The sequence below is a fragment of the Rhodococcus sp. JS3073 genome (assembly GCF_026810085.1).
In the GTDB taxonomy this organism is placed as follows: domain Bacteria; phylum Actinomycetota; class Actinomycetes; order Mycobacteriales; family Mycobacteriaceae; genus Rhodococcus_F; species Rhodococcus_F wratislaviensis.
In genome coordinates this window covers 1,314,789-1,341,133 of the sequence record NZ_CP113951.1, presented here as the reverse complement: position 1 = coordinate 1,341,133, position 26,345 = coordinate 1,314,789, and the positions used below count along the sequence as shown (strand labels likewise).

Genomic DNA, 26,345 nt, shown 5'->3' with positions numbered 1-26,345 from the left:
CATTCGATCACATTTGTCCCAGTTTCGCACCAGGGTCGATGTCCGTTATGTGTATTTCTTATCTGGACCAGCGGAGATAAGTGTAACTCTGCGTAAACTGATAACTCAGGCGGCCTCTTCCAAACGGCGAGAGTTCGCCGACAGCCAGCGCCGGATCGCGTAGTTCAACTGATCCGGATCGACACCGAGTTCGGTCGCCGTCGCCTCGAGGATCTCCTCGGCGAGGCCGTCGTCGGTGGCTTCCGAAATGCCGAGCGCGCCGCTGATGAACACGTCCGCCACCCGATTCGGCCGGACCCCGGGGATCCCGGCGAGCATCAGGAAGTGCGCCCACGTGACGTCGCTGCTCTCCCCGCACACCTCGATCCACGCGTCGTGGATCTGCTCCAGGGCAGCTTCGTCCCGGGCGGCCTCGAGAAGGTCGTCGATGCTGTTGATCCGGAGCTGGTGTAGTCGCTCCGCCGCCAGCTGGATGTGACGCGCCTCGATCGGCACACCGGTCGCGGAGTACCGCCGTTTGTACGAACCGACCTTTCCTGCCCACTGATCCGAGCTGCCCGCCTCCTCGAACGTGCGGAGTAGGTCGCGGGCGCCGTCGGTGAGGGGCTGATCGGGGTGCGCCCGCCGGTACGCCAGGTAGCGGTCCACGACGGCGACCTCGCTGTGCCCGGCGCTCGACTGCACCGATTCGATGATGCAGAGGGCGAGGCTGTGCCGGTAGGCGTCGGAGGTGACCCAGCCGGACGGGTCGCCCAATCGGTCGCGACAGGCGGTGACGACGGTTTCGACGGTATCGGCAGAGACGGTCACGAGATCCTCCAAAGGCAGTCTGTTCTGTGCTCTGTCCGGTGTATCGACAGGGCCTCCGGGAACGTTGCACTGGAGCTGAAGATTCCTCGAGAACTACCGTCAGTGGTGGGTCAGCAGGTCTGTGACCTCGGTGTCCGAGAGTTGATGGAAATCGTCGTACGCGTTGCCGACGCCACCGAGATCGGCCGGGGTGTACAGGCAGACCACCTCGTCGGCGGTCACGCGCAAGCGGCCGACTGCCTCGGGGGCCGCCACCGGAACCGCGACGATCACGCGTGCCGCGCCCAGTTTCTTCACCGATTGGCAGGCCACCGCCGCGGTCGCGCCCGTGGCCATACCGTCGTCGACGAGGACGGCGGTGCGCCCCTTCAGTGACGCTCGCGGCTTGCCGCCGCGCAGCACCCGGGCCCTCCGTTCGAGCTCGCGGCGCTCCTTCGCCTCGACCATGGCGAGCGCGGTCTTGCTGATCCGGGCGATGCGCAGAACGTCGTCGTTGATCACCCGGGATTCACCCTCGCCGATGGCGCCCATGGCGAGTTCCGGCTGCCACGGGACACCCAGTTTGCGGACGAGGACGACGTCGAGGGGCGCCGACAGGGCGGCAGCGATCTCGAACGCGACGGGGACGCCGCCGCGCGGCAAGCCGAGCACCACCAGATCGGTGCCGCGCAGGTGCTCCAGTGCGGCCGCCAGTCTGCGACCGGCGTCGGCGCGACTGGTGTACAACATCGAACGCTCCGTGATCGGGGAGAACGGATCGTCTCCGACGCTACTCCCGATCGGGCCGTTCAGATCTCGCTGACGGTGAATCGGCGCAGGGCGAGGGCGGGATTCTTCTCCCGCACCTCGGTGATCCGCTCCGCGCTCACCGCGGCGACCGCGGTGCCCACCCGCTCACCGAGCGACGCGAGGGTCACACCCATCGGATCGACGATCATGCTGTTCCCGGCCCCGGTGCGCGCGCTCTGGTCGGCGGCGGCCACGTACACGGTGTTCTCGATGGCGCGTGCCCGCACGAGAGTGGACCAGTGGTCCTCCTTCAACGGTCCGGGCACCCACTGTGCGGGCAGCAGCAGCACGTCGGCGCCCGCGTCGACGATGCGGCGGGTGACCTCGGGGAACCGGAGGTCGTAGCAGGTCTGCATGCCGAACGTGAGGCCGTCGACGGCGAAGGTCTCCGGGACGCCGATCTCACCGGCGCGGATGACGTCGGATTCCTTGTAGCCGAACGCGTCGTAAAGATGGAGTTTGCGGTAGGTGGCGACGATGTCGCCGCCCGGTCCGAGCGCGACGAGGGTGTTCGAGATGCGATCGTCTCCGGGCAGCTGCTCGTTGACCCCTGCCACCAGATGGACGCCGAGTTCCTTCGCCGTCGCGGCCAGCCCGCCGACGAACTCGCCGTCCAGGCCCTCGGCCGACTCGACGATCCGCTCGTCCGTTCTCGGCGCCGTGAACATCGCATACTCCGGCGCCACCACCACCTTCGCACCGCGGCCCGCGGCCTCGGCGGCGAGCGTGCGGAGGGTGCGCAGGTTCTCCTGCTTGTCCTGACCGGGAGCGAACTGAATGACAGCGACATCGACCATGCCGTCCACGCTAGGCGACGAGGTGCGGCAGGTGTCTCCCGTCCCGGTCGCCGCATATTTCCGCGGCGTGGCGATGCGCGGTGGACTCGTGCACTAAACTGCTGGTCAATGAGTGATATCGAGCGTGACCCCGAACCCCCCACTTTTGCCGACCTCGACATCGATGATCGGGTCTTGAAGGCACTGTCCGATGTGGGCTACGAGTCGCCCTCGCCGATCCAGGCAGCCACCATCCCGCCCCTCCTCGCCGGCAACGACGTCGTCGGCCTGGCGCAGACCGGCACCGGCAAGACCGCTGCGTTCGCGGTACCGATCCTCTCGAAGATCGACCTGACGCAGAAGTCGCCGCAGGCATTGGTCCTCGCGCCGACGAGGGAGCTGGCGCTGCAGGTCGCGGAGGCGTTCGGCAAGTACTCCGCCCATATTCCGGGCCTGCATGTCCTGCCCATTTACGGCGGTCAGAGCTACGGCGTCCAGTTGTCGGGATTGCGGCGCGGCGCACACGTCGTGGTGGGCACGCCCGGTCGCGTGATCGACCACCTGGAGAAGGGCACGCTCGACCTGTCCAAGCTCTCCTACCTCGTCCTGGACGAGGCCGACGAGATGCTGAAGATGGGATTCCAGGAGGACGTCGAGCGCATCCTCGCCGACACCCCGGAGTACAAGCAGGTGGCGCTGTTCTCGGCCACGATGCCAGGGGCCATCCGCAAGATCTCGAAGCAGTACATGCACGACCCCGTCGAGATCACGATGAAGTCGAAGACGTCGACCGCGTCCAACATCTCGCAGCGGTACGTCCAGGTGGCGCATCAGCGCAAGCTCGACGCCCTGACGCGTGTCCTCGAGGTCGAGGACTTCGAGGCGATGATCATCTTCGTGCGCACCAAGCAGGCCACCGAGGACCTCGCCGAAAAATTGCGGTCTCGTGGCTTCTCCGCGTCGGCCATCAACGGCGACATCGTGCAGGCTCAGCGTGAGCGGACCATCGGCCAGCTCAAGAGCGGCGCCCTCGACATCCTCGTCGCCACCGACGTGGCCGCGCGTGGCCTGGACGTCGACCGCATCTCCCACGTCGTCAACTACGACATCCCGCACGACACGGAGTCGTACGTCCACCGGATCGGCCGCACCGGTCGCGCCGGGCGCGCGGGCGAGGCGTTGCTGTTCGTGGCACCGCGCGAGCGGCACCTGCTCAAGGCCATCGAGAAGGCGACCCGTCAGCCGCTGGCCGAGATGCAGCTGCCCAGCGTCGACGACGTCAACGCGCAGCGTGTGTCCAAGTTCGGCGACTCGATCACCGAGAGCCTCACGTCCGACAACCTGGCGTTGTTCCGCAAGATGATCGAGGACTACGAGCAGGAGCACGACGTCCCGCTCGCCGACATCGCCGCCGCGCTCGCGGTGCAGTCGCGCGACGGTGAGGCGTTCCTCATGGCACCCGAACCGCCGCCCGCGCCCCGCCGCGAGCGTGAGCCCCGCGAACGCCCCGCGCGCCGGTTCGACGACGGCCCCCCTACGCGGTCGCGTGGACCGGAGGGCCAGGAGCTCGCGACGTACCGCATCGCGGTCGGCAAGCGGCACCGTGTCGTGCCGGGTGCGATCGTCGGTGCCATCGCGAACGAGGGTGGGCTGCGACGCAGCGACTTCGGGCACATCAGCATCCGCCCCGACCACAGCCTGGTGGAGTTGCCCGCCGACCTGTCCAGCGAGACTCTGGAAGCCCTGCGTCGCACCCGCATTTCCGGTGTGCTGATCCAGTTGCAGCCCGATTCGGGTCCGCCGTCGGGCCGACCGCGCGGTGGCCGCGACGATCGGGCAGGCGGGAAGTTCCAACGCGACCGGGACAGCAGGAAAAGGCCGCGCGAGTAGTCCTCGCGCGGCCCTCCGGAACGGAATCCCCGGCGGTTACGCCGGGGGAGCGGGAGCCGGGGCGGGCTGTGCCGCCTCGGCGGGCAGCGGGCCCTCCTCGGGAACGAAGAACGAGCCGACCGTCGGCAGCACGTAGCAGGTCGCGTTGGTGTACCCGACGGTGCCGAAGATCGATGCGACGACGGTGCCCGCACCGGTCGTCACGACCTTGTTCAGCGCCGGGTAGCCGCCCTCGGTGACGCCGTCGAGGGGCAGGATTCCGCTGGCGCCGGTGCTGGTGTTGATCCACGCGACGTTGAGGCCCGACGACTTCACGACACCGGGGTACGCGGACAGGGCCTGGAAGCTGATCTCGTTGGCCTTCACCTCGGCGGTGGGCCCCGTGGTGCCCGATGCCAGCGTCAGCGTGACCGGTGCGACGGTGCCGCAGCCCACGGTCGGCGCGGTGTAGAGGAACGGCGTGTACGCGCCCGCGACATCACGCAGCACAGTCGACGTGGCCAGTGCCTCGACCGCGGCCTTCTCCTCGGGCTTGTCGGCCTGGGTGCGCAGTTCGGCGAGTCCGGGGACGTCGTCGGGGGTGGCCGGTTCCGCCGCTGCCGTGCCCGAGAGACCGAAAGTCGCCGCGATACCGACCGTTGCCGCCGCGATCGTGCGTCGCATCACGCTCATACCGTCCACCTGAACTCCTCGTTGTCTCGTCGGGCGGCTCTGCAGCGCCGCCCGGACGGAGAATTTACCCGAGAGAACGGAATCAGTCAGGACCAGCTGCCGCCGCCGGCCAGCGTATCGGCGCGCGCGCCGTCGAGGGACTGCCGGATGATGTCGGCGTGACCGGCGTGCCGGGCCAGTTCCTCGATCTGGTGCAGCAGCATGTAGCGGACCGTGAAGACGACTCCCGACGCCATCCACTGCGCCACGTCGGCGGGCAGGTCGACGTCGCGATCCAGATCGGTTTCGGCGGCGACCGCGGCCTCGGTGGCGCGCCGTGCGTCGTCGAAGCGGGCGAGGAGGGCGTCGACGGTCTCGTCTTCGGTGACGTTCCATGCGGCCATCCACGCGGCCACCGGGTCGTCGCCGACACCGCGCGGGGCCCCGGTGATGCGGGAGGTCATCGCCTCTTCGCCGTCGATCACGTGTTTGAGCAGGGAAGCCAGGCTCATCTCGCTGGCGCTGGGCACACTGCGGGCCTGCTCCTCCGTCAGCCCGGACAGCGCGTTGCGGAAGGCGGTGCGCTGGTTGTCCAGCATGAGGAGAAGGAGTCCGCGCTCGTCGGAGATGGGGTTCTGGGTGCTGGGTGTCTCGGTCATGCATTCAGTGTTGCGCGGATAGCGGACACCTACTGTCCTCGATCAGCGACTTTTCGAGCTCATTGGCGGGACGTCGCGACCCTCGCCACCTCCGCCGGGTCGATCAGATGGGAGTGGTCGTCGTCGCCGACGTCGATCTGCACGACGTCGATTCGCCCGTTGAACTTGGTTTCTCCCACGTAGTGGGCGCTGACCGGCATCCCGTAGTCGTCGCCGATGTCGGTCGTCTCGTCCGCGGAGAAGATCATCGGCTGCGTCTGTTCGACGCGGCCGGAGCCGACGCTGCGGCCGTCGTAATAGAGGGTGACGTTGCCGCCCTTCGCGAGACCGCCGCCGTCGTAGGCGAACTCCGCTCGAATCTGACGACTGCCTGCGGGCAGGTCTTCGGTGGCCTCGGTCGTGAACTCCTTCATGCCGAGGAGGTTGTAGACGAACGCAGCCCGCCCCTCCTTGACGTAGAGGGCCCATCCGCCGAAGCGACCGCCCTGCGCGATGACGACACCGTTGGTGGTGGCGTTCTTCGCCGTCTCGACGGCCGCGGTCACCGAGAACGACCGGTTCTTGATGTCGATGACACTGTGCTCGCTGAGCCGCTTCATCCCGGGAAACAGCACCTGCCTGCTGCCGGACACCAGTTGGGGCCGGCCGGCGATCGTCGGGTTGAGGCGTTCGAACCGGCGGTCGTCGATGGGCAGCACGTTGTATTTCACCGCTTCGATCAGCCACAGGCGCTGCAACGCCGCGAGCTTCTCGGGCATCTCCGCGGCCAGGTCGTGGGCCTGCGTCCAGTCGGTGGTCCCGTCGTAGAGCTCCCACACGTCGTCGTCGAGCGCGGGCAGCACCTCGTTCGATAGCCACGGAGTGCTGTGCCGGGTGACGGCGCTCCAGCCCTTGTAGTAGATGCCGCGGTTGCCTGCCATCTCGAAGTACTGCAGGTCGTGGCGTTCCGGGGCGTCCGCCTCGTCGAAGCTGTACACCATGCTGGTGCCCTCGATCGGGGCCTGTTGCACCCCGTTCACGAACGTGGGTTCCGGCAGCCCGGAGGCCTCGAGCACCGTCGCCGCGACGTCGATGACGTGGGTGAACTGAGACCGGGTCTCGCCTCGGCTGCCGATGCCGGCGGGCCAGTGCACGATCGTGCCGTTGCGGGTGCCACCCCAGTGCGAGGCCACCTGCTTGGTCCACTGGAACGGCGCGCACATCGCCCACGCCCAGCCCGCCGAGTAGTGGTTGTAGGCGTCCGTGGTCCCGAGTTTGTCCTTCACTTCCGCCATGAACTCCGGCGTCTCGATCGCGGCGAGGCCGTTGAAGTTCGCCATTTCGTTGAATGCACCGTTGAGCGTGCCTTCGGCGGAGGCACCGTTGTCGCCGATGATGTAGTACACGAGCGTGTTGTCGAGAGCGCCGATCGCGTCGATCGCGTCGATCACGCGGCCGACATGGAAATCGGTGTGCTCGAGGAAACCCGCATACACCTCCATCTGACGTTCCAGCACCGGCTTCAGCGCATCGTCCATCTCGTCCCACGCCGGGATCGCATCCGGGCGCGCGGTCAATTCGGCGTCGGCGGGCACGACCCCGCGCTGCTTCTGCTGCTCGAGGATCGACTCACGCTGCGCGTCCCAGCCGCCCGCGAACCGGCCGGCGTACTTGTCCGCCCACTCCGGCGGCACGTGGTGCGGTGCGTGGGTGGCGCCCGGGGCGAAGTAGACGAAGAACGGCTTGTCCGGGGCGAGCGCCTTCTGGGTGCGCACCCAGTCGATCGCGTGGTCGGCGAGGTCCTCGGTGAGGTGGTAGCCCTCCTCGGGTGTCTTGTCGGGCTCGACGGGGGCGAAGCCCTCGTAGAGCGCCGGGTAGTACTGGTTGTTCTCGCCCCCGATGAACCCGTAGAAGTACTCGAAGCCGCCGCCACCGGACGGCCACGCGTCGAACGGGCCGACCGGCGAGGTCTGCCACGGCGGCACCTCGTGGCACTTGCCGAACTGGGCCGTCGAATAGCCGTTGAGTTTCAACGTCATCGGCAATGCGGCCTTGGTGTTCGGACGGAGCCCGGACGAACCGGGCGCCGACGTCGCCGTCTCGGTGATCATGCCCATTCCGACCGAGTGATGATTGCGGCCGCTGAGCAGGGCCGCACGGGTCGGTGCGCACAAGGCGGTGGTATGGAACCGGGTGTACGTGAGCCCCCCGGCCTGCAGTCGCTCCGCGGTCGGTGTCTGCGCGGGCCCGCCGAACGCGCTGCTGGCGCCGAATCCCACGTCGTCCAGGAGGACCACCAGCACATTCGGGGCGCCCTCGGGTGGCAGCAGCGGCTCGATGGGCGGGAACGAGGTGTCCGGATCCTTCGCGTCGTAGGTCGTCAGGCCGAGATGCTGCCGATCGGGAATCGGTAGAACCTCGCGACGCTCGCCCGTTCGATCCACCATGGCTACTCATTCCGTTGTCTCACATCGGAACGCCCGACGGCGCCCGCCGAAATCAGAATAGCCGCAGGCTGCAGCGCCCCGAGCGCGTTTGGACCGGACGGGCAGGACGCGGCCCCGCCCACCGAAACCTGGGGAGGCTGCGCGCGTTTCCAGCGGTTCGGGCAGGACCGACCTACGATCGAGGCACGTGTCCGGGGAACGCCCCCGTTCCTGTGATCGAGTCGCGAACCGAGGTGCTTATGGCCCTGGAAGATTCGTCGTCGGCCTTCGCCGACCCGTCCCGGGAGGGCGCGGCCCCACCGGAACACGACCTCGAAGGCCACATCATCGAGGCCCGGTCCGAGGACTTCTTCCACGCCAGAGAACTGCAAGTGGACAACGAGTGGTTCAAGACCGCGGTGTTCTACGAGGTTCTGGTTCGCGCGTTCTTCGATTCCTCGGGCGACGGAACGGGCGATCTCCGGGGGCTGACGTCCAAGCTCGACTACCTGTCCTGGCTCGGCGTCGATTGCCTGTGGCTGCCGCCGTTCTACGATTCACCGCTCCGCGACGGCGGATACGACATCCGCGACTTCCGTGCGGTGCTCCCGGAGTTCGGGACGGTCGAGGATTTCGTCCAGCTCTTCGATCAGGCGCACCGCCGCGGGATCAGAGTCATCACGGACCTTGTCATGAACCACACGTCCGATACGCACGCATGGTTCCAGGAGTCGCGCACCGACCCCGAGGGCCCGTACGGCGACTTCTACGTGTGGTCGGACCGCGACGGGGGGTATCCGGACGCGCGCGTCATCTTCGTCGACACCGAGACGTCCAACTGGACGTGGGATCCGGTGCGCAAGCAGTACTACTGGCATCGATTCTTCTCCCATCAGCCGGACCTGAACTACGACAATCCCGACGTCCAGGACGCGATGATCGACGTGCTGCGGTTCTGGCTGGACCTCGGAATCGACGGCTTCCGGCTCGACGCCGTGCCCTATCTGTTCGAGCGGGAGGGCACCAACTGCGAGAACCTGCCCGAGACCCATGCGTTTCTCAAAAAATGCAGGGCCGTCATGGACGCCGAGTACCCGGGGCGGGCGCTTCTCGCCGAAGCCAATCAGTGGCCGTCGGACGTCGTGGAGTATTTCGGGGAGCCGGACGTGGGCGACGAGTGCCACATGGCGTTCCACTTCCCGCTGATGCCCCGCATCTTCATGGCCGTGCGGCGGCAGAACCGGTTCCCGATCTCCGAGATCCTCGCGCAGACCCCGCCGATTCCGAGCTCGTGCCAGTGGGGAATCTTCCTCCGGAACCACGACGAGCTGACACTCGAAATGGTGTCGGACGAGGAGCGGGACTACATGTATTCCGAGTACGCGCAGGATCCGCGGATGAAGGCGAACATCGGCATCCGGCGACGTCTCGCGCCGTTGCTCGAGAACGATCGGAACCAGCTCGAGCTGTTCACCGCGCTGCTGCTGAGCCTGCCGGGTTCGCCCGTCCTCTACTACGGTGACGAGATCGGCATGGGCGACAACATCTGGCTCGGCGATCGGGACTCGGTGCGGACACCGATGCAGTGGACTCCCGACCGCAACGCCGGATTCTCCCGTGCCGATCCGGCCCGAATGTATTTGCCGGTCATCATGGACCCGACGTACGGCTACCAGTCGGTGAACGTCGAGGCGCAGATGAACTCGACCAACTCGTTGCTGCACTGGACTCGCCGCCTGATCCAGGTTCGCAAACAGCATCCGGCGTTCGGAACCGCCTCGTTCACCGAACTCGGCAGCGCGAACCCGGCCGTCCTGTCGTATGTGCGGGAGACGCCGCCGAGCCAGGATCGGCCGTACAGCGACGTCATTCTGTGCGTCAACAACCTGTCCAGGTTCCCGCAGGCGGTGATCCTGGACCTCACCCAGTTCGCCGGCCGAATCCCCGTGGAGCTCACCGGTTCCGTTCCCTTCCCCTCCATCGGGGACGACGGGTACATGATCACACTCCCCGGTCACGGATTCTTCTGGTTTGCGCTGCAACCGGATCCGAAATCCGACGGCGCGGTGAGCGGACACCCGGTCAGCAGCGAAGCGGAACAGGCGGTGCAGCAGTGAACGAACCCAGCAGTGAACGCATTCCCGACGAGACCCTCGAGCGGCAACTCGTCCGGTGGCTGCCGGACCGGCGGTGGTTCGCCGCCAAGGGCACCACCATCTCGGGGGTGCGGATCCTGCTGCGCCACGAGCTGATGTCGGTCTTCGGGTTCTCCGCCGAGCATCTCCTGGTGTCGGTGGAGTTCGAGGCAGGGCAGCAGCAGGTGTACCAGATACCGCTGGGGTTCCGCAGTCATCTGCCCGAGGACCTCGAGCCGTGGGCGCTGCCGGACGGCGACGGGAACATCATGATCGCGTACGACGGCCTGCACGATGCCGAGATCATCACCCTGTACGCCGACCTGCTGTCCGAGGCCGAGGGGACCGGGCCGGTGCAGTTGAAGACCGTGCCGGGCACCGTGATCGAACCGGGACTCCGCGGGCGGACGCTCGGCGCGGAGCAGTCGAACACGTCGGTGGTGCTGGGGGAAAAGCTCCTGATGAAGATCTTCCGTCTGGTCACGCCGGGCGTGAACCCCGACGTCGAACTGCACCTCGCGCTCGCCGAAGCGGGCAGCGAATACGTGGCGACGCTGCGGGCGTGGATGGAGACGGACGTGGCCGGGATTCTGACCACCCTCGCCATGGTGCAGGATTTCGAGGCCAACTCGGCGGACGGGTGGAGTATGGCGCTCGGCAGCGTCCGCGACCTCCTGATCGAAGCGGATCTCCACGCCGCGGAGTTGGGGACGGACTTCGCCGGTGAGTCCTACCGGATGGGCGCCGCGGTCGCCGAGGTGCACGCGACCCTGGCGCGTGCGCTCGGTGCGGAGGAACGACAGGTTGCGTCGACGACTGTGGAGGCGATGACGCGCAGGCTGGACGCCGCCACCTCGATCGTGCCCGAACTGGGAGAGGTGGCTGCCGCCGTTCGGGACAAGTTCGCCGAGGCGGAAGCGCTGGGCGCCACCACCGTCCAGCGGATTCACGGCGACCTCCACCTCGGTCAGGTGCTGCGGACGCCGGAGCGGTGGCTGCTCATCGACTTCGAGGGGGAGCCCGCCAAGACGCTCGACGAGCGCCGGGAACGGGACAGTCCGTTGCGGGACGTCGCGGGAATGCTGCGTTCCTTCGACTACGCCGCCCATCATCTGCTGGCCGATTCGGTGCCGATGGGAGCGATGGGCGCGGCGTCGCAGCGGGACTTCCGCGCGAGGGAGTGGGCCCAGCGCAACGCCGACGCCTTCTGTGAGGGCTATGCCTCCGTGTCGGGCACCGACCCACGCAAGGCGGCGGCGTTGCTCCGGGCCTACGAACTCGACAAGGCGGTGTACGAGACCGTGTACGAGGCGAGGAACCGCCCGAATTGGATCGGCCTGCCCCTCTCCGCCATTCGCAGACTCACCTCAGCACCTCGGTGAGGGTCGGGGACGAGATCGTGCCCGTGTCGAACTGAGTGCGGTACAGCTCCTCGTACCGGCCGCCCGCGGCGAGCAGTTCGGAGTGGGTGCCGCGTTCGACGATGCGCCCGGCCTCGACCACGAGGATCAGATCGGCAGCGCGGACGGTCGACAACCGGTGCGCGATCACGACGGCGGTCCGGCCGGCGAGGGCCTCGCCCAGCGCCTCCTGGACGGCGGCCTCGGACGTGGAGTCGAGGTGCGCCGTCGCCTCGTCGAGGATGACGACCCGCGGATGCGCGAGCAGCAGGCGCGCGATGGTCAGCCGCTGGCGTTCGCCTCCCGACAGCCGGTAGCCGCGCTCGCCGACGACGGTGTCGAGGCCGTCGGGCAGAGCGGCGACGAGGTCGGTGAGCCGCGCCCGTTCCAGCACCTCCGCGAGTTCGGCCGGCGTGGCGCCCGGGCGGGCGAGCAGCAGGTTGGCCCGCACGGTGTCGTGGAAGAGGTGCCCGTCCTGAGTCACCATGCCGACGGTGGCCCGCACGGAGTCGGCGGTCAGATCGCGCACGTCCACCCCGCCGAGTTTCACCGAGCCCGCGTCCGCGTCGTAGAGGCGGGGAACCAGTTGGGCGATGGTGGACTTGCCTGCTCCGGACGATCCCACCAGCGCGACCATCTGCCCGGGTTCGGCACGGAACGACAACCGGTGCAGCACGTCGACGCCGCCGCGGGTGTCGAGGGTCGCGACCTCCTCGAGCGACGCCAGCGACACCTTGTCGGCCGAGGGATACGCGAACTCCACGGAGTCGAACTCCACCGACACCGGGCCGTCGGGCACCGCGACCGCGTCGGGCTTCTCTGCGATCAGCGGCTTCAGGTCGAGGACCTCGAAGACGCGCTCGAAGCTCACCAGCGCGCTCATCACGTCCATGCGCGCGCTGGCCAGTGCGGTGAGGGGAGAGTACAACCGGCTCAGCAGCATCGCCATCGCGACGACGGCTCCCGCGTCGAGTTGTCCGCGCAGTGCGTAGAACCCGCCCAGTCCGTAGACGAGCGCGAGTGCGAGCGCCGACACGAGCGTGAGTGCGGTGACGAACACCGACTGCAGCATCGCCGTGCGGACACCGATGTTCCGCACCCGCCGGGCACGGACCGCGAACTCGGCGGACTCGTCCGACGGGCGGCCGAACAGCTTGACGAGCGTGGCACCGGGCGCCGAGAACCGCTCGGTCATCTGCGTGCTCATCACCGAATTGTGGTTCGCCGCCTCACGATTGAGTTGCGCCAGCCGCGCGCCCATCCTGCGGGCGGGCAGGACGAAGATCGGCAACAGCAACAGCGCGCACAGCGTGATCTGCCAGGAGATCCCGATCATCACGATGAGCGTGATGCCGAGCGTCACCAGGTTGGACACCACGCCCGACAGTGTGTCGCTGAACGCGCGCTGTGCACCGATCACGTCGTTGTTGAGGCGGCTGACCAGCGCGCCGGTGCGAGTGCGGGTGAAGAAGGCGATCGGCATCCTCTGCACGTGGTCGAACACGGCTGTCCGCAGATCGAGGATCAGGTTCTCACCGATGCTCGCCGACAGCCACCGCGTCCACAGGGCCAGCGCGGATTCGAGTACTGCGATGACCGCGATGAGTGCCGCGAGGCGCACGACGACGGACACCGCGTCGCCCCCGACGATGGCGTTGACGACACGGCCCGCCAGCACCGGGGTGGCCACGGCCAGCGCGGCCGTGACGACGCTGAGCAGCAGATACCACCCGAGGCTGCGACGGTGCGGCAGGGCGAATCGGGCTATCCGCCGCAACGTCGTGCGGGAGAAGGGTCGACGATCCTCTTGGGCGTGCATCGCGTTGTACATCGCGTTCCACGCCGTGACTTCCATGCTCATGCCAGCGGCCTCCTGTCGCTATCCCCCCACGGTAGAGCCGGGGTATGACACGACGGTAGAACCTCAACTTTACTCGAGGTCAAGCCGCGGGCGTGAAGCGCTACTTCGCGACGTCCACGACCACCCGCGTCGGATCGGACAGGGCCGACACCGTGAAGGGACGGTCCGGTTGCGTCACGCCGATGAACGACTGCGTGACGCCTTCGAACACGAGCGCGCCGTTGACCTCGGTCACCGTGCCGCCGGGAACACCGGGCACCGGGTTGGGGCCCGAGTATCCCTCCACATCACTGTCGAACGGGTACGCCGAGCCGTCGATCTGTACCTGCAGGATGCCGTTGCCCGACACCGGGATCGTCTTGCCGCTGCCGTCCTGCACCGCCTCGTCCACGTACGCGACCCGCCAGCCCGGCGTGCCCTTGCCTCCGAGTTCGTACACCACGCGGTCGAATCCCTCGTGCTCGCCGACGCGGACGTCGGTGACCGTGAGCTTCGCGGACTCGGACGCCGCGGACGATTTCGGTGACGCGTCGGTCGGGATCGGCGCCGACTCGGATTCGAGGGCGCTACTGGTGGTGGCGGCCGCGGCCGGTGACGTCGCCGCCACACTGCTGGCGGAGTTCGACTCCGAGCATCCGGTGAGCGTCAAGGTCAGGGCGCAGGCGGCGAGCGCGGCGAAGGGACCGATCCGGTGGTTGATCATGATCCGATCGTAAGCCGGGTGAGATCAGACTCGAGGGAGCCCCTGGCGTGGCGTCGCGATCGCGTCCAGGTACAGCCAATTGCCGTCCTCACGGACGAATCGGCTGTTCTCGTGCAGCGATTCGCGGTGGCCGTCCAGGACGTAGTGCGCGCGGAACTCGACGGTGCCGGTGGTGTCGAGCAGTCCGCCGCCGCTCGTGCCCAGGATGTCGAGGCGGGTCCAGCGCTGCTCCGGATCGAGGTCCAGGGTCCCGGGCCGCGTGCTCGGATGCCAGGTCGCGAGCAGGTAGTCGGCATCCAGGACGGCGAACGCGCTGAACCGGGATCGCATGAGGCGCTCGGCCGTGGGCGCCTTCGTCTCGCCGCGGTGATACCTCCCGCAGCACTCGTCGTACGGTTCACCGAGCAGGCAGGGGCATCGAACGGTCACGGCTCCAGTATGGACGGCGGTCACACGAGCTTGTGGGTGCGGTCCTTCCAGTACGGCGCGCGGAGTTCCCGCTTGAGGACCTTGCCGGTGGGGTTGCGGGGCAGCAGGTCGACGACGTCGACCGTCGTCGGGCACTTGAACTTCGCCAGACGCTGGCGGGTGTAGTGGATCAGCTCGTCCGGTTCGATATTCGTCCCGGTCACCGGCACGACGACGGCCTTGACCGTCTCACCCCAGTGATCGTCGGGCACGCCGATCACCGCTACCTCCGCCACGGCCGGGTGTTCGACGAGCACCCGTTCGATCTCGGGGGAGTACACGTTCTCCCCGCCGGTGATGATCATGTCCTTGAGCCGGTCCTCGATGAACACGAAACCGTCGGCGTCCGCACGGCCCATGTCGCCGCTGCGCAACCACCCGTCGGCGGTGATGGCCTCCGCCGTCGCCTCGGGCTTGCCGAGATACCCGGGCGTGCGTTGTTCCGAACGCCACCACAGTTCGCCCGTCTCGCCGGGGGCGACGTCCTCGGCGGTGGCCGGGTCCACGATGCGCATCTCCACACCGGGAATGGGCTGTCCCGCCGAGGCCATCCTCTCCTCCTGCGCCTCGTCGCGATGCACCTCGGGTAGCAGGGCGGTGACGACACCCGCGCATTCGGTCATTCCGTAGACCTGGACGAACTCCGCCTCCGGCCAGGCGGCGAGCGCGCTGCGCAGCAACGGCAGCGGCATCGGCGCCGCGCCGTACGTGATGCGATGCAGCGCACCGAACGCGGCCACGGCCTGCTCGCCCGCGGCGAGCACTCCGGCGATCACCGGCGGCACGAGGAACGCGATGTTCGCGCCCGCCGCGAGCGCGCCGAACAGGGACGGGGCGTCGGCCTCCCTGGTGAAGTGGCAGCGGGCGCCGGCGTGCACGCCCATGATCGCGTAGCAACTCCCGCCGACGTGGAACAGCGGCATGGCGACGAGCAGGCAGTCGTCGTGCCGCGCGGGCAGGATCTCGAGCACCGCGGTGCTGTGGGCGATCAGGTTGCGGTGGGTCAGCTGAACTCCCTTCGGCCTGCCGGTGGTTCCCGAGCTGTACAGGATCAGTGCGGTGGCATCCGCGGCGACATCCGGCGCCGACTTCAGCACGGACGCCTCGCCGAGCCACGGCTCGAACTCGTCGTGTTCTCCGCCGACGGTGACGATCTGCTCGATGCCGGTCAGCCGGTCGCGGAGCGCCATGACCTGTTGGAGAAACTCGTTGCCCACGAACAGGATCCGTGCCCCGGAGTCGTTGATCACGTAGTCGAGTTCCTCACCGGCCAGTCGCCAGTTGGGAACTGCGGCGGCCGCGCCGAGGAGCGAGGCGGCGTAGGTGACCTCGAGGCAGGACAGATGGTTCTTGTCGACGAACGCGACCGTGTCACCGGCCCCGATTCCGCCCTCCGCCAAGGCTCCCGCGATGTGCAGGATCCGGTCGTGCCATCCGGACCACGTGTATTCGGTGCCCTGGAACTGCACGGCGACGTCGTCCGGACGGACCTGCGCCCAGTGCGCGAGTCGGTCGAAGATGATCTCGTTGTCGGCGTCCGACATGCGCCCACCTCTCGTCTGTGACGTCAGTCACATCAGGCTAGTAGCCGGTGATCCGATCAGTGACGTTTTGCCTCACGCGGCCGAACTGCTTCGGCTCTGTGCGTCCGCGCGTCGCAGCGCGGCGGTGCCGATGGCGCCGACCACGATCAGGGTGATGCCCAGCCAGTCGGGGTCGTTGTCGGTGACGAGCATGGCGATCCCCACGCCGACCACGAACGGCGGCAGGAAGTCGAACAGTTTGACGAGGGGCGGTGCCACCTCTTCCGGTTCTCCGGGCTCCCGCGGCGCCTGCGCGCTCGCCACGTCCGGATACCACTCGGTGAAGGACAGCGCGAACAGCAACGCCCCGATCGGGATGATCCAGCCCGTCCAGAAATTGTCCGGCTGGTCGAGGACCAGGTCGCCGTACAGTCCCGCCGCCGCCGACACCGTGAAGGACAGCGCCCACACCAGCGTGATGAGCTGATTGACCTTGAGGAACAGCGGCGAGGTCCAATACTCCTCGGGTGTGGTCTCTTTCGCGTACGGCAGGGTGAACGGATTGCGCAGCAGCAACGACCCGAACGCGAATGCGACCAGCGCCAGGCTCGACATTTCGCCCGACCACTTCTCCAGCCAGGTGATCAGGTCGTCGGAGGCGAACAGTCCGATCGCGGCGAGGCCGCCGAAGTAGAGGATGTCGAACACTTCGAGGGGTTTGAGGGTTCCGCCCCGGCGGTGGCCGAGGAACAGGAACAGGATCGACAACCCGAGAGCGGTGGCGACCGATTCCTCGAACCGCCCGGGGCCGGACAGCAGTGACATCAGGATCCACGGCGCCAGCCCGGCAAACGGTGACTGCAGGAACGCGTCGAGGAACCGCGATCCCGCCCGGGGTTTGGGGGATTCGATGGCCATGAGGCTCTCCTTCGCGCCGGCGATACCGGAATTCTCCCAGGTCGGTACTTCCGTTGTGGGCGTTTCCGTGCGGGTCTCCGTGTCCGAGATCACGTCCGCGAGGATCGAAGATCAGGGTGGTCCCTGATGGCGGGCCGCCGCGGGTGTCGACAAGATGGAGGAGTGCGCCGCGCGTGCACCGTCCCGGCCCGTCACCACGGGGCCGGACCGCCACAAGAGGAATGACGAAAGGCGATCATGAGCACGCATGCCCCCGCTGTCGCTGCCCGTGCTGTCGAGCTGTCCAAGACGTACGGCACCGGCGACACCCAGGTCCACGCGCTCAGCGCGGTATCCGCGGAGTTCGCCCGTGGTGAGTTCACTGCGATCATGGGACCGTCCGGTTCCGGTAAGTCGACGCTGATGCACTGCCTGGCCGGTCTCGACGCGGCCAGTTCGGGTTCCGTCCTCATCGGCGACACCGAGTTGACGACGCTGACGGACAAGCAGATGACGCAGCTGCGACGCGACCGGATCGGCTTCGTGTTCCAGGCGTTCAACCTGGTGCCGACGCTGACGGCACTGGAGAACATCACGCTTCCGCTGGACATCGCGGGCCGCAAGCCGGACGCCGCGTGGCTCGAGAACGTGCTCACCAAGCTCGGACTGCAGGACCGTCTCGAGCATCGCCCCGGCGAATTGTCCGGAGGTCAGCAGCAGCGCGTCGCGTGTGCCCGTGCCCTGGCCGGGCAGCCGGAGATCATCTTCGGCGACGAGCCCACCGGCAATCTCGACTCGAAGTCCTCGGGTGAGGTGCTGTCGATCCTGCGGGCCGCGGTGGACGAGTTCCACCAGACCGTCGTCATCGTCACGCACGATCCCCGCGCGGCGGCCTACGCCGACCGGGTGGTCTTCCTCGCCGACGGCAAGATCGTCGACGAACTGCGTGATCCGACGGCCGATTCGGTACTCGACACGATGAAGCGACTCGACGAGCCCGCCCACGCCCTCGCGTCCGACGCGGCGGTCTGACCGCATGGCGTCCACATCCAGCGCTCCGATGCGCAAGGTGTCGCTGCGCAACCTGGCGGCGCACAAGGTCAGGCTGGCACTGACGGTGCTGTCCGTGGTGCTCGGCACCGCCTTCGTCGCAGGCTCCTTCGTCTTCACCGACACGCTCCAGAAGACGTTCGACTCGATCTTCGAGAACACCGCGCAAGGGGTCGACGTCCGGGTGTCGAGCGAGGAGCGCAACTCCAGCGGAGTGCCCCTCGCCGACCTCGACACCATCACCGCGCTCGGCGGAGTGCGCGCGGTCGCACCTGCCGTCAGCGGGCAGATCGTCCTGATCGACTCCGACGGCGCCGCCGTCCAGACGGGTGGTGCGCCGAGCATCGGCGAGTCCTACCTGCCGCCGGGTCAGGCGCTCGGTGAACCCGACGAATACGTTCAGGGCGGGCCGCCTGCCCAGGTCGGCCAGATGGCCGTCAACGCCAGTGCCGCCGACCGTGCGCAACTGGCGGTCGGCGACACCACCAAAGTTCTCGTGCCCGCTCGTGGCATGGTCGACGTCACCGTCTCGGGCATCTACGACACCGGCAACGAGACCGGCGGATTCATCGGCGCGACGTTCGTCGACTCGCAGGCCCGCGAACTCTTCACCGACGGCAAGCACGTCGAGTACATCGACGTCGCCGGGACGGGTCTGTCCCAGACCGAACTGCGCGACGAGATCGCCGCGGCCCTTCCCGACGCGAAGGTCCAGACCGGCGACGAGGTGCGCGAGGAGACCAAGGCGCAGGTGACGGAGGCGCTGAGTTTCATCAACTACTTCCTCCTCGCGTTCGGTGCGATCGCCCTGCTTGTCGGCACATTCATCATCTACAACACGTTCTCGATGATCGTGGCCCAGCGTCTGCGGGAGCTGGCGCTGCTCCGCGCGATCGGTGCCAGCCGCAAGCAGGTGGGACGTTCCGTGGTCTTCGAGGCCCTCGTGGTCGGCGTGATCGGCAGTGCGATCGGGATCGCCGCCGGCGTCGGCCTGGCCTACGGCCTGCGCGGACTGCTGAACGCGTTCGACGTCGGTCTGCCCGAAGGTCCCCTGCAGGTGGGGCCGCGCACGATTCTCATCGCCCTCGTGGTCGGGGTGCTCGTGACGACGATCAGCGCGTACGCACCCGCCCGGCGCGCGTCCAAGGTGCCGCCGGTCGCGGCGATGCGGGAGGAATTCGCGTCCACCGGTGACTCGCTGCACGTGCGCACCATCGCCGGTGCCGTCCTCGGTGTCCTCGGCGTCGTGGGACTCGTCATCGGATCGCGGGGCACGGGTGGAGGCGCCGCCGCCGTCGTCGGTGCCGGAGCGCTCGGTCTGATCCTGGCCGTGCTGTTCGCCGCCCCCGCGTTGTCCCGGCCGATTGTCGGGGCCCTCGGAGCGGTGCTGGCCAAGCCGTTCGGCCCGGTCGGGCGCCTGGCCCGCACCAACGCCGTGCGGAATCCGCGCCGCACCGCCGCCACCGCGTTCGCGCTGACGCTCGGTCTGATGCTCGTGTCCGTGATCGGTGTGTTCGGCGCGTCCGCGAAGGCCAGCGTCAACCAGCTCGTCGACTCGGGGGTGTCCGCCGACTACGTGCTCACCGGACCCAACCAGATCGGTGTGCCCAGCGGCGCGGCGAGGGCCGTGCGGAACCTCGACGACGTCCAGAGCGCCGCCGCCCTGCATCCGGTGTCCGTCAAGGTCGACGACGAGCAGCAGCAGGGCGCGTCGCTGGACGGCCCGCTCGAGGGCGTCCTCGACTACAAGCTCGTCGAGGGCGGCGCCGATCTGACGGGCAACCACCTCGTCGTGTCCCAGACGACGGCCGCGCAGAAGGGCTGGACGCTGGGGACGACGGTCCCGATGACGAGCGCCGACGGGAAGGTCGTCGACGCCGAGGTCACCGGCGTCTTCGAGGACAACCAGCTGGTCGGCGACTGGCTCGTCTCGGACGACGTGTACCGCCAGGTGATGCCCGCGGCGACCATTCCCGACCTGGCGGTCCTCGTCGACGCGAAGCCAGGTGCGGATCTGACGCAGCTGCGCGCCGACCTCGAATCCGCGACCAAGCAGTTCGTCGTCGTTCAGGTGCAGGACCGGGAACAGTTCAAGGGAACACAGGGGCAGCAGATCGACACTCTCCTCGCCATCCTGTACGGACTGCTCGCGCTCGCCGTCGTGATCGCGATCCTCGGCATCATCAACACACTCGCGCTGTCGGTGGTCGAGCGCAGGCGGGAGATCGGCATGCTTCGCGCGGTCGGAATGCAGCGGTCCCAGATGCGTCGCACGATCTACCTGGAGTCGATGCTGATCGCCGTGTTCGGTGCGGCCGTCGGCGTACTGCTCGGCATCGCGTTCGGCTGGGGCTTCGTGAGCACCCTGAAGGATCAGGGTCTCGACCAGGTGACCGTGCCGTGGGGGCAGGTGGTCGCGATGCTGCTCGGATCGGGCGTGGTCGGCGTGCTCGCAGCACTGTGGCCGGCGAGTCGCGCCGCCCGCACCCGGCCTCTCGAGGCCATCGCCGATCTCTGACCCGTGAGTACTTGTTAACCGCCCGCGGTTAACAAGTACTCACGGGCGCGGAGCGCATAATGTGGTCGCGTGCAGAGAATTGTGATCGTGGGAGCGGGCCTGGCAGGTCTGCGGACAGCCGAGGAACTCCGGCGGGCCGGATACGAGGGTGACCTGGTTCTTCTCGGCGGTGAACCGCACCTTCCGTACGACCGCCCACCGCTGTCGAAGGAAGTGATGCGCGGGGAGAAGAGCGACACCACGCTCAAGCCGCGGGAGTTCTTCGACGAGAAGAACATCGACTTGCGTCTGGGGGTCGAGGCGGCCTCGGTGGACACCGGATCCCGCATCCTGAGACTCGCCGACGAGACCGAACTCGGCTACGACGAACTGGTGATCGCCACCGGCCTCGTGCCGCGGCGCATCCCGGGGCTGCCGGACCTCGCGGGCGTCCACGTTCTCCGTTCCATCGACGAGAGCCTGGCGTTGCGCGCGGACCTCGCCGAGGGCAAGCGCGCACTGATCGTCGGTGCGGGGTTCATCGGCTGCGAGCTGGCGGCGAGCATGCGGGTCGGTGGTCTCGACGTGGTGCTGGTGGAGCCGCAGCCGACGCCGCTCGCGTCCGTGCTCGGCGAGAAGATCGGCGGATTCGTCGCCCGGCTGCACACCGGCGAGGGGGTCGATCTGCGGGCTGGTGTCGGGCTCACGTCGCTGGTGGGGTCGGACCGGGTCACCGGATCCGTCCTCGGCGACGGAACCGAGGTGGACGTCGACGTCGTGGCGATCGGGGTCGGCTCGGTGCCGGTCACCGCGTGGCTCGACGGCTCGGGTGTCGAACTGGCCAACGGTGTGGTGTGCGACGGAGTCGGACGCACGGCGGTCCCGCACGTGTGGGCGGTCGGCGACGTGGCCGCGTGGCAGCTGCGGGTGGGCGGCCGCAAGCGCGTCGAGCACTGGAGCAATGCCGGTGAGCAGGCCAAGATCCTCGCCGGGGCGTTGACCGGGACCGGCGACGAGAACGCCGCCGCTCAGGTGCCGTACTTCTGGAGCGACCAGTACGACATCAAGATCCAGGCACTGGGCACGGTAGCGGCCACCGACGAGGTGCACGTGATCAAGGACGACGGCCGCAAGTTCCTCGCCTACTACGAGCGGGACGGCATCCTGGCCGGTGTCGTCGGCGGTGGAATGGCGGGCGGCGTGATGAAGATGCGGGGCAAGATCGCGGCGGGAACTCCGATCGGCGAGGTCCTCGAGGCCGCGTCGGCGTAGGCGGCCGGGCGGGGGCGCGATAGATTCTCCGGGTGATTGTTGCGCTCATCGACTCGGGTCTCGGCATGCTGCCGACGTCGGCGTGGCTGCGCAAGTTGCGACCCGAACTGGATCTGATCCTCGCTCTGGATCCGGACGGGGCTCCGTGGGGTCCCAAGCCGGAGCAGTGGGTGATCGACCGTGTTCTCGCGACCGCGCAGCGCTGCCTCGACCGCGGGGCCGAGGTGATCGTGCTGCCGTGCAACACGGCGAGCGTCACCGCGCTCGACCACGTCCGGGAGTTCGTCGGACCGGCTGTTCCGGTCGTCGGCACGGTTCCGGCGATCAAGCCGGCGGCTGCCGCATGTGAGTCGGTGGCCGTCTGGGCGACCGCGGCGACGACGGCGAGCCGGTATCAGGCCGATCTGATCGAGAAGTTCGGGAACGGGAGTTCCGTGGTGGGTGTCGCGTGCCACGGTCTCGCCGAGGCGATCGACCGCGGCGAGCGGGACGCGGCCACCGCAGCCATCGCCTCCGCCGTGGAGCGCACACCCGACGATGTGGGCGGGGTGGTGCTGGGATGCACTCACTATCCGTTGATGGCCGACGAGATCGCGGCTCAGCTCCCCGCCGGGGTGCGGTTGTTCGACAGCGCCGAGGCGGTGGCGACGCAGACTCTCCGCCGCATCGATGCGTTGAACCGTCCGAGCGCGGGGGAGGGCACCGTCGAGGTCTTCCTCAGCGGCAGGCCCGGACGTCTACCCGCGAGCGCCGAGGCGTTCCCCGCCGGTCAGCTGTTGTCGGCGGGGCGTTCTCAGCCGAGCTGAACCATCCCGGCCGCCACGACGCGTGCGACGTTGTCGAGTTCCTCGCCGTGCCGTCGCGGCAGGTCGTCGAGGTCGTGGAGGCGGTCGCTGCCCGCGACGGAGAACATCGCGGCCACCCACGCCGTCGCGCAGGCCCGGAGCGTCCCGGGTTGCACGGGGTAGGGCGAACTGGCCTGCAGGAGACGCTCGGTGATGTCGCTGAGGTAGTCGCGGAACCGGCGCAGGTGCGCACGGACGTCCGGGTGGGTCTCGGCCTCGCGCCAGATGATCACGCGCATCACCGACGAGTGGTGATCGCGCAGATTCAGCGCGTTGTCGAGGTTGACGAGGCTGGCGGCGGGGTCACCCGGAGTCACCAGGGGGCCCACGTCGCCGAAGGGTTCGGTGGGCAGTCTCTCGGAGAGCAGCGCCAGCAGGATGTCGGTCTTGGAGGGGAAGTAGTAGAACACCAGTCCTTTCGGGACGTGCGCGGCGGAGGCGATCGATGCGGTGGACGTGGCATCGAATCCGTGTACGGCGATGAGGGATTCGGCGGCGTCGAGAATCAGTTCCCGGGCGTCGCCGTCGATCTTCGCGCTGCGCCGCCGCCGGCCTTTCCGCGGTTGGGGGCCACCGGGCTTACCGAGATGGGGTGTTGGCATGGGCCTTTCCGGACGTGAACGGCGGGGCACAGGCCGTAAGCCTGTGCCCCGCCCCAATCGATGTTCTCGGTGCTGTGGTTGACGGATCAGTGATGTGTCGCCAGCCCTCCGTGTCCGTGCATCCGGGAACTCATCATCGGCAACCCGGTGACAGCCACGACGACTGCCAGGACACCGACGACCCATGCGGTCCACGACGCGCCCGTGAATGCGTCGAAGTTCATCACCCACGGGGAGAGGAACAACAGCACTCCGAAGACGGCCATCGCGTACTCGGCCACAGTCATCTCCGGGCGGCTCATATGGACGAGACCGGAGAGGGCCACGAGTACACCGAGCACGATGAGTGACCACATCGCGGCGTTGTTGGTGTCGAGCCACAACGGCGAGAGCGCCGCGAAGGCTCCGATCACGATCGCCACCACATCTTGCATACGACTCCACGATCTCATGTCCAGCCTCCTCGAAATGGATTGTGTCCACCTCGAGTACACGCCTGATTGACCGACCGATCAATACCTGGCTCGTTGCAGTCGGATAACGCGAACTGCAGGTCAGCGCATGTTTTGTGACCTTTGTTCTCGCGGTCGGGCGACTGTCGGTGTCCTGTGGGACAGTGTCTTCGTGACGTCCACCGCAGACGACGTGAAGCGCGCACTCGGCCAGTTGTCGAAGAAGACCGACGCCATCAATCTGGCACGGTTCTTCAAGACCGGTCCGGGGGAGTACGGGGAGGGCGACGTCTTCATCGGCGTGCGGGTTCCCGCGACGCGCAGCGTGGTTCGTGCTCACGCCGATCTGGACCTTCCGGAAGTGACGGTGCTGCTCGACAGTCCGGTGCACGAGCATCGACTGGCAGGGCTGCTGGTACTCGCGACGCAGTTCGACCGGGCGGCGAAGGCAGGCGACGACGCCCTGCGTGAGAAGATCGCGTCTTTCTACCTCGACCTGGTGATGCGGGGACGGGTGAACAACTGGGATCTGGTGGATTCGTCCGCCGACCGGATCCTGGGCGCGTGGCTGTACGACCGGCCGCGCGACCCGGTGTTCGCGCTGGCCGCGGACGACGACCTCTGGCGGCGCCGCGTCGCGCTGCTCAGTACGTTCGGTTTCATCCGCCGGGGCGACGCCTCCACGACGCTCGAGGTCGCGGAGTCCGTCCTCGGTGATCGCCGCGACCTCACGCAGAAGGCGACGGGGTGGATGTTGCGCGAGGTCGGCAAGCGCGTCGATCGCGACCTGCTCACCGGTTTCCTCGACCGGCACGCCGCGGCGATGGGCCGCACCGCCCTGACGTACGCGTGCGAGCATCTGACCGCCGAGGAGCGCGCGGGCTACCGCGCGATGCGGTGACCGGATACCCGCTACATTCGGTGGCATGACTGCTACCGCGCCCACTCGGCGCCGCCGACGTGCCGGGCTGATCCTCGGCACCGTCGTCGCCGTGATGGCCGTCGTGGCGGGTGGTGTGTTGTGGCTGGCGCCGGACCGCTACCTGCCGTGGGACACCGCAGAGTTCCCTGCCGTCGACACGTCCGCGTTGTCGCCGCAGCAGGCACGGATCGTCGGGCTGCTCGAGGCCGAGCACGGCAGGCAGCGGCCGGGCACGTTCTACGCCGAAGGGGTCGAGGAGCCCTGGTGCGCGGACTTCGTCAGCTGGATCATGCGGGAAGCAGGCCGGCCGCTGTCGAATCCGAATTCCGGGCACTGGCGGATCCCCGGGGTCTACACGTTGCAGGAGTACTACGAGTCGCAGGCGCGGTTCGAGGAGGTCGGTGGCGGATACCGCCCGAACGTCGGGGACGTCGTGCTCTACGACAACAGCAGCTGGGTCGGCCAGCACACCAACATCGTCGTCGCCGTCGACGGGGACACCGCTACGACGGTCGGCGGCAACGAGTTCGGCCGTATCCGCGTGCACACCGTGGACTGGTCGAGCGACTCCGCCGTCGTCGGCTTCGGCCGGCTCGGGTGAGGGGCGTCAGAATTCGATCTTGAGGTGATCGGTGACCGGCCGGGCCTGGCAGCCCAGAATGTAGCCGCTCTCGATGTCCTCGGGGTCGAGGATTTCGCTGTTCTCCATCTCGACCTTGCCCTCGAGTACGGTGCACGCACAGGACCCGCACTCGCCCTCCTGGCAGGAGTACGGCACGTCGATTCCCTTGGCCAGCATGATGTCGACGAGGGTCTGCTTGCGGGGCCAACTCAGGTTGTGGATCTCGCCGTCGAGTTCCACCTCCACGGTGGCGGCGTCGGCGGCCTCGTCCTCGGTGACCTCCACGACGTCGGCGTCACGGAACGGGTCGCCGGCCAGCGAGTTGAACACTTCGGCGTGCACCTGGGTGCGCGGCATCCCGGCGTCCGCGAGGGCCTTGTGGATCGTGTCCATGAACGGCGCCGGTCCGCACATGAATGCTTCGTGCCCGAGGTAGGGCGCGACGGCGGAGGCGAGCTGATCGACGCCGGGCAGTCCCTGGACCGTCTCCAGCCAGTGAATGGACACGAGCCGTGAGGGGTACCGGCCGGCGAGCGTGCGGAGTTCCTCCGCGAAGATGACCGACTTCTCGTCGCGGTTGGCGTAGAAGAGCACGACCTTCCCGGACCCCTCGGTGAGGGCGGACTTGAGGATCGAGATCACCGGAGTGATGCCACTGCCTGCCGCGAACAACAGGAAATCGTGGTCCAGTGACTTGGGGGTGAAGACTCCCGACGGGGGGAGGACTTCGAGGGTGTCTCCGACGGCGACGTTGTCGCAGAGCCAGTTGGACCCGTAACCCTCCGCCGTCCGCTTGACGGTCACCTTGGGGGCGTCGTCGGTGAACGGCGAGCTGGCCAGCGAGTAGCACCGGGCGACCGATCCCGTGCGGTCGCTGGGGATGCGCAGGGTGAGGAACTGGCCCGGCTTGTAGGCGAACTTGTCGGCGAGGTCTGCCGGCACGTCGAAGACCAGTGACAGGGAGTCGGGGGTTTCCTCGACCACGCCCGACACGGTGAGCACCACCGATCGTGAGCTGTGCGGCACCTCGACAGTCGTCATCGTGTGTGCAGTCCTTCCGTACTTCGCAGCGCCGGAACGCTCGCTTGCCTGCTCCAAATATAGAACAGGTTCTAG

23 protein-coding genes are annotated in these 26,345 nt (G+C 67.9%); 9 read left to right on the top strand and 14 right to left on the bottom strand.

Translation table 11 applies throughout. The features are described 5' to 3' along the window. Positions 1-105: 105 nt before the first annotated feature. From OYT95_RS06390 to OYT95_RS06380, 3 genes are all read right to left on the bottom strand, one after another. Positions 106-810: a hypothetical protein gene (locus tag OYT95_RS06390; RefSeq protein WP_007295739.1), complete on the bottom strand. Its 705-nt coding sequence runs from the start codon at positions 808-810 to the stop codon at positions 106-108. 99 nt (positions 811-909) lie between these two features. Continuing rightward, the gene (locus tag OYT95_RS06385; RefSeq protein ID WP_037244469.1) at positions 910-1,539 is read right to left on the bottom strand and encodes a phosphoribosyltransferase; all 630 of its coding nucleotides are present in this window, start codon (positions 1,537-1,539) and stop codon (positions 910-912) included. A gap of 59 nt (positions 1,540-1,598) precedes the next feature. Next, positions 1,599-2,396, bottom strand: a complete 798-nt coding sequence (locus OYT95_RS06380) for a carbon-nitrogen hydrolase family protein (RefSeq protein ID WP_112302158.1) — start codon at positions 2,394-2,396, stop codon at positions 1,599-1,601. 108 nt (positions 2,397-2,504) lie between these two features. On the opposite strand from OYT95_RS06380, the gene OYT95_RS06375 reads away from it, so the two are divergent. Further along, entirely contained in the window at positions 2,505-4,265 is a 1,761-nt protein-coding gene (locus OYT95_RS06375) for a DEAD/DEAH box helicase (RefSeq protein WP_037244475.1), read from the top strand. Positions 4,266-4,301: 36 nt separating this feature from the next. Here the strand turns inward: OYT95_RS06375 and OYT95_RS06370 are convergent, their stop codons facing one another. From OYT95_RS06370 to OYT95_RS06360, 3 genes are all read right to left on the bottom strand, one after another. Then, positions 4,302-4,937 carry a hypothetical protein gene (locus OYT95_RS06370; RefSeq protein WP_037244993.1) on the bottom strand — a complete coding sequence of 212 codons (636 nt, stop codon included), beginning with the start codon at positions 4,935-4,937 and terminating at the stop codon, positions 4,302-4,304. 86 nt (positions 4,938-5,023) lie between these two features. Continuing rightward, positions 5,024-5,575: a DinB family protein gene (locus OYT95_RS06365; protein WP_112302159.1), complete on the bottom strand. Its 552-nt coding sequence runs from the start codon at positions 5,573-5,575 to the stop codon at positions 5,024-5,026. 59 nt (positions 5,576-5,634) lie between these two features. Next, positions 5,635-8,001, bottom strand: coding sequence for an arylsulfatase (locus OYT95_RS06360; protein ID WP_268791002.1), 2,367 nt, complete (start codon positions 7,999-8,001; stop codon positions 5,635-5,637). 239 nt (positions 8,002-8,240) lie between these two features. Here OYT95_RS06360 and treS point away from each other — a divergent pair, with 239 nt between their 5' ends. Together treS and OYT95_RS06350 are read left to right on the top strand one after the other, a co-directional pair. Beyond that, the gene (gene treS, locus OYT95_RS06355) at positions 8,241-10,097 is read left to right on the top strand and encodes a maltose alpha-D-glucosyltransferase (RefSeq protein ID WP_268791001.1); all 1,857 of its coding nucleotides are present in this window, start codon (positions 8,241-8,243) and stop codon (positions 10,095-10,097) included. After that, the gene (locus OYT95_RS06350) at positions 10,094-11,497 is read left to right on the top strand and encodes a maltokinase N-terminal cap-like domain-containing protein (RefSeq protein WP_268791000.1); all 1,404 of its coding nucleotides are present in this window, start codon (positions 10,094-10,096) and stop codon (positions 11,495-11,497) included. Before treS ends, OYT95_RS06350 begins: the two co-directional genes overlap by 4 nt. Here OYT95_RS06350 and OYT95_RS06345 read toward each other — a convergent pair. The 5 genes from OYT95_RS06345 to OYT95_RS06325 all read right to left on the bottom strand — a co-directional run bounded on the left by OYT95_RS06345 (position 11,478) and on the right by OYT95_RS06325 (position 17,081). Next, positions 11,478-13,376 (bottom strand): ABC transporter ATP-binding protein, encoded by a 1,899-nt coding sequence (locus OYT95_RS06345; protein WP_268790999.1) that lies wholly within the window; start codon positions 13,374-13,376, stop codon positions 11,478-11,480. The genes OYT95_RS06350 and OYT95_RS06345 overlap by 20 nt on opposite strands. 100 nt (positions 13,377-13,476) lie before the next feature. After that, a complete protein-coding gene (locus OYT95_RS06340) occupies positions 13,477-14,079 on the bottom strand; it encodes an AMIN-like domain-containing (lipo)protein (protein ID WP_037244487.1) in 603 nt (200 codons plus the stop codon). Positions 14,080-14,103: 24 nt separating this feature from the next. Beyond that, complete coding sequence (locus OYT95_RS06335; protein WP_037244489.1) at positions 14,104-14,532, bottom strand: YchJ family protein; 429 nt, start codon at positions 14,530-14,532, stop codon at positions 14,104-14,106. Further along, positions 14,529-16,091 (bottom strand): long-chain-fatty-acid--CoA ligase, encoded by a 1,563-nt coding sequence (locus tag OYT95_RS06330; protein WP_268790998.1) that lies wholly within the window; start codon positions 16,089-16,091, stop codon positions 14,529-14,531. Before OYT95_RS06330 ends, OYT95_RS06335 begins: the two co-directional genes overlap by 4 nt. A gap of 72 nt (positions 16,092-16,163) precedes the next feature. Further along, complete coding sequence (locus OYT95_RS06325; protein ID WP_112302164.1) at positions 16,164-17,081, bottom strand: hypothetical protein; 918 nt, start codon at positions 17,079-17,081, stop codon at positions 16,164-16,166. Between the two features lie 144 nt (positions 17,082-17,225). Here OYT95_RS06325 and OYT95_RS06320 point away from each other — a divergent pair, with 144 nt between their 5' ends. The 4 genes from OYT95_RS06320 (at position 17,226) to OYT95_RS06305 (ending at position 22,592) form a co-directional block, all read left to right on the top strand. Further along, a complete protein-coding gene (locus tag OYT95_RS06320) occupies positions 17,226-17,999 on the top strand; it encodes an ABC transporter ATP-binding protein (RefSeq protein ID WP_005239421.1) in 774 nt (257 codons plus the stop codon). A 4-nt stretch (positions 18,000-18,003) separates the two neighbouring features. Then, positions 18,004-20,535, top strand: coding sequence for an ABC transporter permease (locus OYT95_RS06315; RefSeq protein WP_112302165.1), 2,532 nt, complete (start codon positions 18,004-18,006; stop codon positions 20,533-20,535). Positions 20,536-20,604: 69 nt separating this feature from the next. Next, positions 20,605-21,786, top strand: a complete 1,182-nt coding sequence (locus tag OYT95_RS06310; protein WP_268790997.1) for an NAD(P)/FAD-dependent oxidoreductase — start codon at positions 20,605-20,607, stop codon at positions 21,784-21,786. Between the two features lie 32 nt (positions 21,787-21,818). Next, the gene (locus OYT95_RS06305; protein ID WP_037244503.1) at positions 21,819-22,592 is read left to right on the top strand and encodes a glutamate racemase; all 774 of its coding nucleotides are present in this window, start codon (positions 21,819-21,821) and stop codon (positions 22,590-22,592) included. Here OYT95_RS06305 and OYT95_RS06300 read toward each other — a convergent pair. Both OYT95_RS06300 and OYT95_RS06295 read right to left on the bottom strand, forming a co-directional pair. Next, positions 22,580-23,233 carry a TetR/AcrR family transcriptional regulator gene (locus OYT95_RS06300; protein ID WP_009479291.1) on the bottom strand — a complete coding sequence of 218 codons (654 nt, stop codon included), beginning with the start codon at positions 23,231-23,233 and terminating at the stop codon, positions 22,580-22,582. The genes OYT95_RS06305 and OYT95_RS06300 overlap by 13 nt on opposite strands. 86 nt (positions 23,234-23,319) lie before the next feature. Further along, positions 23,320-23,685, bottom strand: coding sequence for an SPW repeat domain-containing protein (locus tag OYT95_RS06295; RefSeq protein WP_025432213.1), 366 nt, complete (start codon positions 23,683-23,685; stop codon positions 23,320-23,322). Positions 23,686-23,794: 109 nt separating this feature from the next. Here OYT95_RS06295 and OYT95_RS06290 point away from each other — a divergent pair, with 109 nt between their 5' ends. Further along, a complete protein-coding gene (locus OYT95_RS06290) occupies positions 23,795-24,586 on the top strand; it encodes a DNA alkylation repair protein (RefSeq protein ID WP_245973316.1) in 792 nt (263 codons plus the stop codon). Positions 24,587-24,611: 25 nt separating this feature from the next. After that, positions 24,612-25,208 (top strand): CHAP domain-containing protein, encoded by a 597-nt coding sequence (locus OYT95_RS06285; RefSeq protein ID WP_037244512.1) that lies wholly within the window; start codon positions 24,612-24,614, stop codon positions 25,206-25,208. A 6-nt stretch (positions 25,209-25,214) separates the two neighbouring features. Here the strand turns inward: OYT95_RS06285 and OYT95_RS06280 are convergent, their stop codons facing one another. Then, a complete protein-coding gene (locus OYT95_RS06280) occupies positions 25,215-26,270 on the bottom strand; it encodes a ferredoxin--NADP reductase (protein ID WP_037244515.1) in 1,056 nt (351 codons plus the stop codon). Positions 26,271-26,345: the final 75 nt, after the last annotated feature.

What these genes read in the sequence shown, in the direction of transcription:
- OYT95_RS06385 (WP_037244469.1), bottom strand. Translation starts at nt 1,539, where the DNA reads ATGTTGTACACCAGTCGCGCCGACGCCGGTCGCAGACTGGCGGCCGCA.
- OYT95_RS06380 (WP_112302158.1), bottom strand. Translation starts at nt 2,396, where the DNA reads ATGGTCGATGTCGCTGTCATTCAGTTCGCTCCCGGTCAGGACAAGCAG.
- OYT95_RS06375 (WP_037244475.1), top strand. Translation starts at nt 2,505, where the DNA reads ATGAGTGATATCGAGCGTGACCCCGAACCCCCCACTTTTGCCGACCTC.
- OYT95_RS06370 (WP_037244993.1), bottom strand. Translation starts at nt 4,937, where the DNA reads ATGAGCGTGATGCGACGCACGATCGCGGCGGCAACGGTCGGTATCGCG.
- OYT95_RS06365 (WP_112302159.1), bottom strand. Translation starts at nt 5,575, where the DNA reads ATGACCGAGACACCCAGCACCCAGAACCCCATCTCCGACGAGCGCGGA.
- OYT95_RS06360 (WP_268791002.1), bottom strand. Translation starts at nt 8,001, where the DNA reads ATGGTGGATCGAACGGGCGAGCGTCGCGAGGTTCTACCGATTCCCGAT.
- treS (WP_268791001.1), top strand. Translation starts at nt 8,241, where the DNA reads ATGGCCCTGGAAGATTCGTCGTCGGCCTTCGCCGACCCGTCCCGGGAG.
- OYT95_RS06345 (WP_268790999.1), bottom strand. Translation starts at nt 13,376, where the DNA reads ATGAGCATGGAAGTCACGGCGTGGAACGCGATGTACAACGCGATGCAC.
- OYT95_RS06340 (WP_037244487.1), bottom strand. Translation starts at nt 14,079, where the DNA reads ATGATCAACCACCGGATCGGTCCCTTCGCCGCGCTCGCCGCCTGCGCC.
- OYT95_RS06330 (WP_268790998.1), bottom strand. Translation starts at nt 16,091, where the DNA reads ATGTCGGACGCCGACAACGAGATCATCTTCGACCGACTCGCGCACTGG.
- OYT95_RS06320 (WP_005239421.1), top strand. Translation starts at nt 17,226, where the DNA reads ATGAGCACGCATGCCCCCGCTGTCGCTGCCCGTGCTGTCGAGCTGTCC.
- OYT95_RS06315 (WP_112302165.1), top strand. Translation starts at nt 18,004, where the DNA reads ATGGCGTCCACATCCAGCGCTCCGATGCGCAAGGTGTCGCTGCGCAAC.
- OYT95_RS06300 (WP_009479291.1), bottom strand. Translation starts at nt 23,233, where the DNA reads ATGCCAACACCCCATCTCGGTAAGCCCGGTGGCCCCCAACCGCGGAAA.
- OYT95_RS06295 (WP_025432213.1), bottom strand. Translation starts at nt 23,685, where the DNA reads ATGAGATCGTGGAGTCGTATGCAAGATGTGGTGGCGATCGTGATCGGA.
- OYT95_RS06290 (WP_245973316.1), top strand. Translation starts at nt 23,795, where the DNA reads ATGTTTTGTGACCTTTGTTCTCGCGGTCGGGCGACTGTCGGTGTCCTG.
- OYT95_RS06285 (WP_037244512.1), top strand. Translation starts at nt 24,612, where the DNA reads ATGACTGCTACCGCGCCCACTCGGCGCCGCCGACGTGCCGGGCTGATC.
- OYT95_RS06280 (WP_037244515.1), bottom strand. Translation starts at nt 26,270, where the DNA reads ATGACGACTGTCGAGGTGCCGCACAGCTCACGATCGGTGGTGCTCACC.